General features: G+C 76.0%; 8 protein-coding genes. 4 read left to right on the forward strand and 4 right to left on the reverse strand.

Features of this window, described 5'->3' with window-relative positions; all coding sequences use genetic code 11:
- Window positions 1-500, forward strand: a 500-nt coding sequence (locus CCE01nite_RS21215) for a hypothetical protein (RefSeq protein WP_218026450.1), incomplete at its 5' end; no start/stop codon positions are given.
- A gap of 101 nt (window positions 501-601) precedes the next feature.
- Here CCE01nite_RS21215 and CCE01nite_RS05065 read toward each other — a convergent pair.
- The 3 genes from CCE01nite_RS05065 to CCE01nite_RS05075 are packed head-to-tail and all read right to left on the reverse strand — an operon-like array spanning window position 602 to window position 2841.
- Complete coding sequence (locus tag CCE01nite_RS05065) at window positions 602-1330, reverse strand: DUF2510 domain-containing protein (protein ID WP_034630646.1); 729 nt, start codon at window positions 1328-1330, stop codon at window positions 602-604.
- Window positions 1331-1388: 58 nt separating this feature from the next.
- Complete coding sequence (locus CCE01nite_RS05070; RefSeq protein ID WP_034630641.1) at window positions 1389-2096, reverse strand: M50 family metallopeptidase; 708 nt, start codon at window positions 2094-2096, stop codon at window positions 1389-1391.
- A 58-nt stretch (window positions 2097-2154) separates the two neighbouring features.
- Complete coding sequence (locus CCE01nite_RS05075) at window positions 2155-2841, reverse strand: LmeA family phospholipid-binding protein (RefSeq protein WP_034630635.1); 687 nt, start codon at window positions 2839-2841, stop codon at window positions 2155-2157.
- A gap of 219 nt (window positions 2842-3060) precedes the next feature.
- Between CCE01nite_RS05075 and CCE01nite_RS05080 the strand changes: the two genes are divergently transcribed.
- From CCE01nite_RS05080 to CCE01nite_RS05090, 3 genes are all read left to right on the forward strand, one after another.
- Window positions 3061-3966, forward strand: coding sequence for a CPBP family intramembrane glutamic endopeptidase (locus tag CCE01nite_RS05080; protein ID WP_034630629.1), 906 nt, complete (start codon window positions 3061-3063; stop codon window positions 3964-3966).
- A 5-nt stretch (window positions 3967-3971) separates the two neighbouring features.
- Complete coding sequence (locus tag CCE01nite_RS05085) at window positions 3972-5273, forward strand: sensor histidine kinase (RefSeq protein WP_141372050.1); 1302 nt, start codon at window positions 3972-3974, stop codon at window positions 5271-5273.
- 83 nt (window positions 5274-5356) lie between these two features.
- Window positions 5357-5965, forward strand: coding sequence for a response regulator (locus CCE01nite_RS05090; protein WP_052104186.1), 609 nt, complete (start codon window positions 5357-5359; stop codon window positions 5963-5965).
- A 37-nt stretch (window positions 5966-6002) separates the two neighbouring features.
- Here the strand turns inward: CCE01nite_RS05090 and CCE01nite_RS05095 are convergent, their stop codons facing one another.
- Window positions 6003-6902 (reverse strand): aminoglycoside phosphotransferase family protein, encoded by a 900-nt coding sequence (locus tag CCE01nite_RS05095; RefSeq protein ID WP_211254559.1) that lies wholly within the window; start codon window positions 6900-6902, stop codon window positions 6003-6005.
- Window positions 6903-7178: the final 276 nt, after the last annotated feature.

The following is a 7178-nucleotide window of genomic DNA, read 5'->3' on the forward strand; positions in this document are numbered from 1 at the left end:
GGCTCGCCGAGCGCGCCCGCCTCGAGCAGGAGGCGACCCGCACGCCCGACCCCGCGTACGTCGCCGCGCTGACCGGCGAGGGCGCGCCCGGCGGCGGCAGCGGCTGCAGCGGCTGGGCGTTCGATCAGGTCACGCCCGCAGACCCCGGCGTCGACCGGCGCATCCAGGAGCGGCTCTACGGCGAGGCGCTCCGGCGCGCGGAGGAGCACCCGGCGGTCGTCCGCGCGCTCGACGGGTGGGTCGCGTGCATGGCGCGCCACGGCTACGCGGTCGAGGCGGTGCCCGTGCCGGCCAGCACCGACCCGGTGACCGCCGAGCTCGTCGACCAGGCCGTCGCCGACGTCGGGTGCAAGGACGAGACCGGCCTCGTGGACACGTACGTCACGGCGCTGTACGACGCCGAGCGCGCGCTCGCCGCGGAGCACCGGGCCGAGCTGGAGGCGTTCGCCGCGTGGGGCCGCGAGCGCGTCCGGCTCGCGACCGAGGCGCTCGCGGGCTGAGGCGGGTGCGCGGGCTGAGGCGGTGCGCGGTCGGACGCGGGTGCGCGGGCTGAGGCGGTGCGCGGTCGGACGCGGGTGCCCGGTCGGGACGCGGCGCCCGGTCAGAACGTCGTGAGGAACCCCGTGAGGAACGCGACGCCGACGACCACGCCGAGCAGCCCCGCGACGATCGCGAAGACCGCGCGCCCGCGGCCGTGGCCGCCGTGCTGCGCGCGGACGAGCGCCCACACGCCGAGCGCGAGCGAGAACGGCGCGACGGGCCACAGGACGAGCGCGAACAGCCCGAGGTAGCCCGCGACGATCGACTGCCAGGAGCGCCCGGTCGGCAGCAGCCAGTGCACGACGTCCGAGGGCCCGCGCCCGATGCCGCCGCGGACCTCGTGCGCGACCACGGCGGGCGTCCCGTACGCCGCCGCCGGGGGGAAGCCGTGGCCCGGGGCGCCGTAGGGCTGCCCGCCGCCCGACGGCTGCGGACCGCCGAAGGACCGCGGCGCCCCGAACGACTGCCGGGGGCCGTACGACTGCGTCTCGCCGAACGCGTGCGCCGGGCCGTGCGGCTGCGGGACCTGCCCGGGTGCGACAGCGGGTGCGAGCGCGGGCGCGGAACCTGGCGCGACCCAGTCGCCGGGCTCGAACGACTGCCCGGCCGTCACGGGGTGCGGCGGCGCGAGCGCAGCCGGTGCCGCCGTCGGTGCCGCTGCCACGGGCGACGCCGGAGGCTCGGCCGGCGTCGTGTGCTCGGACCACGCCCGGCCGTCGAACCAGCGCAGGACGCCCGGGCTGTGCCCGTCGTCGTACCAGCCCGGCTGGACGTCCACGCTCTGCGTCATACGGATGTCCTCGGCACCCCGCCGGAGCACCTTGAACGTGCGCGCTGTGACGCGCGCGTCAGCCGACGAGCCAGAACGCCCCGAGCGCGAGCGCCCCGACCGTCACCAGCAGGAACACCCCGACCCAGAGGATCCCCGGCGTGCGGGTGAGGTTCCCGAGGATGTCCGCGTCGGACTGCCCGCGGCCGCGTGCCCGGCGGCGCGAGTGCTGCAGCTCGAGCACCGCGCGCGGGGCGCCCAGCAGCAGGAACCACGTCACGGTGTAGGCGAACGTCACCTGCCACGCGAGCGGCGCCCACCACGTCACGCCGACGAGCACGACCCCGCTGACCAGCACCGTCCACAGGCCGTACCAGTTGCGGATCTGCAGGAGCAGCAGCGCGAGCGCGAGGACCAGCAGCCACAGGAGCCCGGCGGCGTACCCGCGCCCGAGCAGCCACGCCGCCCCGAGCCCGAGGACCGCCGGCCCCACGTACCCCGCGAACGCCGTCGCGACCATGCCCGGCCCGCGCGGCCGCCCGACCGAGACGGTCAGCCCCGAGGTGTCCGAGTGCAGCCGGATCCCCGCGAGGCGCCGGCCGGTGAGCACCGCCACGGTCGCGTGCGCGCCCTCGTGCACGATCGTCAGCGCGTGCCGCGTCAGGTGCCACAGCCGCGGCAGCGCGAGGCACAGCAGCGCCACCCCCGCGGTGAGGAGCACCACGGTCGGGACTGCCGGTTCCTGCGTGCTGGTCGCGCGCTGCCAGATCTCGCTGATCAGGTCCACGGATCACCTCCGGTGCGCAGCCAACCAGATCCGGCAGCCCCTCGGCGCCACGCGCCCGTCACGGCGCCTGGAGCGCCACGTCGCGACCGACCGCGGTGATGCGCGCCCCCTCGGGGACCACCTGCACGTCGCTCAGCACGACACCCTCCGGCAGCCCCTCGAGCGGGACCGGGATGCCGCTCAGCCGGTCCTCGAGGCGTCCGGGCAGGTCGGCGACGTCGACCGAGACCCCGCCGATGCTCACGGCCGTCACCCCGACGTGCAGCGCGCCCTCGGCGACGGCCGGTGCGAGGCGCGCGGACAGCTCGAGCCCGAGGACCGAGCCGGACGCGACGAGCTCCGCACCGTCGGTCGCGAGGGCCGCGTCGACCTCGCTGTGGTCGCGCACGAGCTGCTCGAGCGACGCGGTCGGCACCGTGCCCGTGAGCCGGACCCGCGACGCGGTGTACGGCTCGGACGTCGTCACGCCCGTGGCGGTCGCGTCGACGTCGACGAGGTGGGTGCCCTCGAGCACCACGCCGTCCGCGTGCGCGACGACCTCGTCGACCGAGCCCGCGAGGAGCTGGGTCAGGAACGGGAAGCCGCCGAGGTCGACCGTCGGGGTGCCCGTGACCTCGAGGCCGGCCGCGAGCTGGTCCACGGCGGCGCGCTCGACCTCCGCCTCGGCGTAGCGGTCCACGACGAGCAGACCGCCGACGAGCACCCCGATCCCGACGACCCCGACGACGACCCCGCGTGCACCCATCGGGTCAGCGTAGGGAGCACGGGCCTGTCGCGTGGACCGTCCGGTCGCGGGTCACCCGACCGTGCCCGCGGCCGGCTCCACCACCACGGCACGGCTCCGTGCCGGCACCTGCGTCTTTCGATGCAGGTCCAGGATCTCCATCGTGCGCCCGGCGCGGCCGGGGCCCCCGAATTCCTAGCGTCTCGTGATGTCAGGACCACGTCGACGAGAGGCACCCCGATGACCACCACCGCTGCGCTCGAACCGCCATCGACCGACCGGAGGGGCGGCTTCGTCGGCTTCGTCCGGCGCCGCCCGCTGCTGGCCTTCTTCACCCTCACGATCCTCGCGAGCTGGACGGCATGGATCCCGCTCATCCTGTCCCAGCAGGGGATGGGCGTGCTGGACTTCACGATCCCGGGTGACGAGGGCGGGCAGATGCTCGGCATGCTGCCCGGGGCCTACCTCGGCCCGATCGGGTCGGCCCTGCTGGTCACGTACCTGTGCGACGGCCGCGCGGGGCTGCGCAGGTGGGCGGGCCGCCTGTTCCGGTGGCGGGTCGGCTGGCTGTGGTACCCGGGCGTCCTGCTCGGGGTCCCGGCCGTGATCATCCTGTCGGTCATGGTGTTCACCGGCGGCGCCGTGAACGCACCGACGACGGCCCTGCTGATGGTCTACGTGCCCGGGATGATCGGGCAGATGCTCACGACCGGCCTGGCCGAGGAGCCGGGGTGGCGCGACTTCGCCACGCCCCGGATGCAGCGCCTGATGGGCCCGCTCCCCACTGTCCTCGTGATCGGCGTCGTGTGGGGCGTGTGGCACCTGCCGCTGTTCCTCACCGCGTGGGGTGGCTGGGGTGACATGCCGTGGTGGCGCCCTGTCGAGTTCGTCGCGTTCTGCATCGTGTTCAACGTCGTGATGACGTGGGTCTTCAACAAGACCCGCGAGAGCCTGCCGATCGCCATGCTGCTGCACTGCGGCGTGAACAACTTCTCGTCGATCCTGGCCGGTGAGATGTTCCCGACGGTCGACCGCGACACCTACCAGCACGCGCTGATCCTCGGCTCCGTCGTGGTCGGCGGGATCCTGCTCGCCGCCACCCGCGGTCGGCTCACCTACCGGGGCGAGCAGGCACCCCTATCGTGACCGGCGTGACAGAGCCCGCACGCCGCCGTCAGCCCCTCGCGCGCTACGCCGTCCCGGCGACGTGCGGGGGGCTGGCGGTCGGGCTGCTCGTGGCCGCGACGCTCCTGCACGCGGCCGACCCGACGTCGGTCCTCGGCATGCCCGGGTTCGACGACCCGACCTGGTGGTGGGCGGCCGCCGTCGTGGTGGCCCAGGCCGTCGCGCTCGGGGTACGGCCCCGCACCACACCCGGCGTGCTGCTCGCCGTGGGCGCGGCGGTGCCGGCGCTCGCCGTGCTGGGCGAGGGCATCGGGATCGGTCTGGTCGCCGTCCTCGTCGCGGCGTTCGAGACGGCGGTCGAGGGTCCGAGTCCCCGCAGGTGGCCAGCGCTCGCGGCCGCCGGCGTCCTCGTCGCCGCGGGGGTCGCGACGAGCGAGCTGCGCATCGGTTCCGTCGCGGCGGCCGCGGTCGTGGGCGGCCTCGTGCAGGCGCTCGGCACCGTCGGGCTCCCGGTGCTCGCCGCGGCCGTCGTCGGCTCCCGGCGCGAGGCGCGCACCGCCCGGGCCGACACGCTCGCCGCACGCACCCGCGAGCACGACGCCCTCGTCCAGGTCGCCGTGGAGCGCGAGCGCACCGCGATGGCGCGCGAGCTCCACGACATCGCCGCCCACCACCTGTCCGGGATCGCCGTCATGACGGGCGCGATCGGCCGCCAGATCGACGTCGACCCCGCCGGGGCGAAGATCGCCGTCGCCCAGGTCCGCGAGCAGAGCACCGCGATGCTGCGCGACCTGCGCAACCTCGTCGTCCTCCTGCGCGACACCGACGCGCCGGGCGACGCGGACGGCGCGGTGCGCATGGAGACCCTCGCGGGCGTCGCGGAGCTCGTCGACCGCGCCCGCGAGTCGGGCCTCGACGTGACGCTGGAGCGCTCGGGCCCGGTCGACGAGCTCGCGGCCACGGGCTCGCTCGGGCCGCTCGCGCAGCTCGTCGTCTACCGCACGGTCCAGGAGGGTCTGGCGAACGCGTCCCGGCACGCGCCCGGCGCCCGCTGCGAGGTGCTCCTCGACGCCGGGGACGGCAGCGCCCTCGTCGTGACCGTCCGCAACGGTCCCCCGCCGGACGGCACCGACCTGCCGCCCCACGAGCCCGGCTACGGTCTCGTCGGGATGCGCGAGCGGGCCGAGGTCACCGGCGCGACCCTCCGCCACGGTCCGCGCGTCGACGGCGGCTGGCAGCTCCGGCTCACCGTCCCCGCCGCCGAGCGGACCCCCACCGAGCGGACCCCCACCGAGCGGACCCCCACCGAAGGAGGCACCACGCCGTGACCGAGCCGACCGACGACACGCGGGGAGACGTCCGGGTCGTCGTCGCCGACGACCAGCCGCTTGTCCGCGCCGGGCTGTCCACGATGCTCGGCACCGAGCCGGGCATCACCGTGGTCGGGCAGGCCGGGGACGGGGTGGCCGCCGTCGAGCTGGCGCTCGCCCTGCGTCCCGACGTGGTCTGCATGGACATCCGCATGCCCCGCAAGGACGGCATCGCGGCCACGCGCGAGCTGTGCGGTCCCGACGTCGACGACCCGGTCCCCGTGCTGATCCTCACGACGTTCGACGTCGACGACTACCTGTTCGGTGCCCTCGAGGCGGGCGCGTCGGGGTTCCTGCTCAAGGACGCCGAGCCCGAGACGCTGATCGACGCCGTGCGGTCCGTCGCGGCCGGCCAGGGCATGCTCGCCAACGCGCTGACGAAGCGGGTGCTGCGCGAGGTCGTCACCCGGCGCCGGACCCGGCCCGTCACCGCGGCGCGCGCGACCGAGCTGCTGACCCCGCGTGAGCTCGACATCCTGCTCCTGCTCGCGCAGGGCATGTCCAACGAGGAGATCGCGGGCACGCTCGTGCTCGAGGTGTCGACGATCAAGTCGCACCTCGCGCGGGCCATGCCGAAGCTCGGGGTGAAGTCGCGGCTGCAGGCCGTCGTGTGGGCGTACCAGAACGGCATCGTCGAGCTCGGCGCCTGACCGCGAGCTCGGCGCCTGACCGCGGACGGGCGCCCCGTCAGTCGTGCGCGGCGGCGTCCGCGAGCACCTCGCCGATCACGTACCGGGCGTTCGCCGCGAGCGGCCTGTTCGTCCCGACGTAGTACGGCAGCTGCAGGCAGGCCTGCGACAGCGCCCACGCGCGGCTGCGCAGCCACGTCGCGTCGTCGACGCCCAGCGCCTCGCGGAGCACCGGGCGCAGCGACCGTGGGAGCAGGTTCCACGCGACCTGCACGTCGACCGCCGGGTCGCCGATCCCGACGCCGCCGAAGTCGATCAGGCCGGCGAGCCGCCCGCCGCGCACGAGCAGGTTGCCCGGTGCGACGTCCCCGTGGACCCAGGTGCCGGGCGGCGCGCACGTCGGCAGGTCCGCCACGGCGTCCCACACGGCGGTGACCGCGTCGGTGTCGATCCCGGGCATGCCGCGCATCGCCGCGATCGACTCGCGCGTCACCGCGTCGCGGGGGCCGAACGTGAGCCCGCGGTGCTCGGGCGGGCCGCCCGGCAGGTCGAGCGCGTGCAGCACCGCGAGGCACTCCGCGAGGTCGAGCACGAACCGCTCGGTCAGGTCGGCGGGCTCCGGCGGCGCGCCCTCGACCCACGTGTAGACCGACCACGGCCACGGGAACCCCGCGCCCGGGGCGCCGAGCGCGACCGGCACGGGCGTCTCGACGGGCAGCGCCGGACCCAGGAGCGGCAGCCACCGCTGCTCGTGCTCGACCTGCGCGACGGCCCGCTCGATCCGCGGCAGCCGCACCGCCAGGTCGTCCCCGAGACGGAACATCGCGTTGTCGGTCCCCGAGGACGACGCGTGCACCACCGGCAGGTGCGCCCACCGCGGCAGCTGGTCGGCGACGAGCCCGCGCACCACCGCCGCGTCGACCACCCGCTCGTCCGCGTGCATCCGGCCCTGTGCCACGCGCGCCCCCTCGTCCGACCGGCCGGGCCCCGACGTCACCTGGGTCGCGCCGGCCCGGCGTGGCGCTCCCGGGACAGCCTCACCCGGGCACGGCTCCGCGCGCCGCTCCTTTTCCGGCCACGACGCGACGGTGCCCGGGTGCTGCGGCTGGGGGCCGAGCACCCGGGCACCGGGTGACGCGAGGCGGCGGTCGGCGCCGCCGGAGGGCCGGGGGCGTCAGCGCGCGGGCCCTCCGAGGGCCGGAGACGTCAGGACCGCAGGCCGCCGAGGACCCGA

Source organism: Cellulomonas cellasea (genome assembly GCF_006538745.1).
In the GTDB taxonomy this organism is placed as follows: domain Bacteria; phylum Actinomycetota; class Actinomycetes; order Actinomycetales; family Cellulomonadaceae; genus Cellulomonas_A; species Cellulomonas_A cellasea.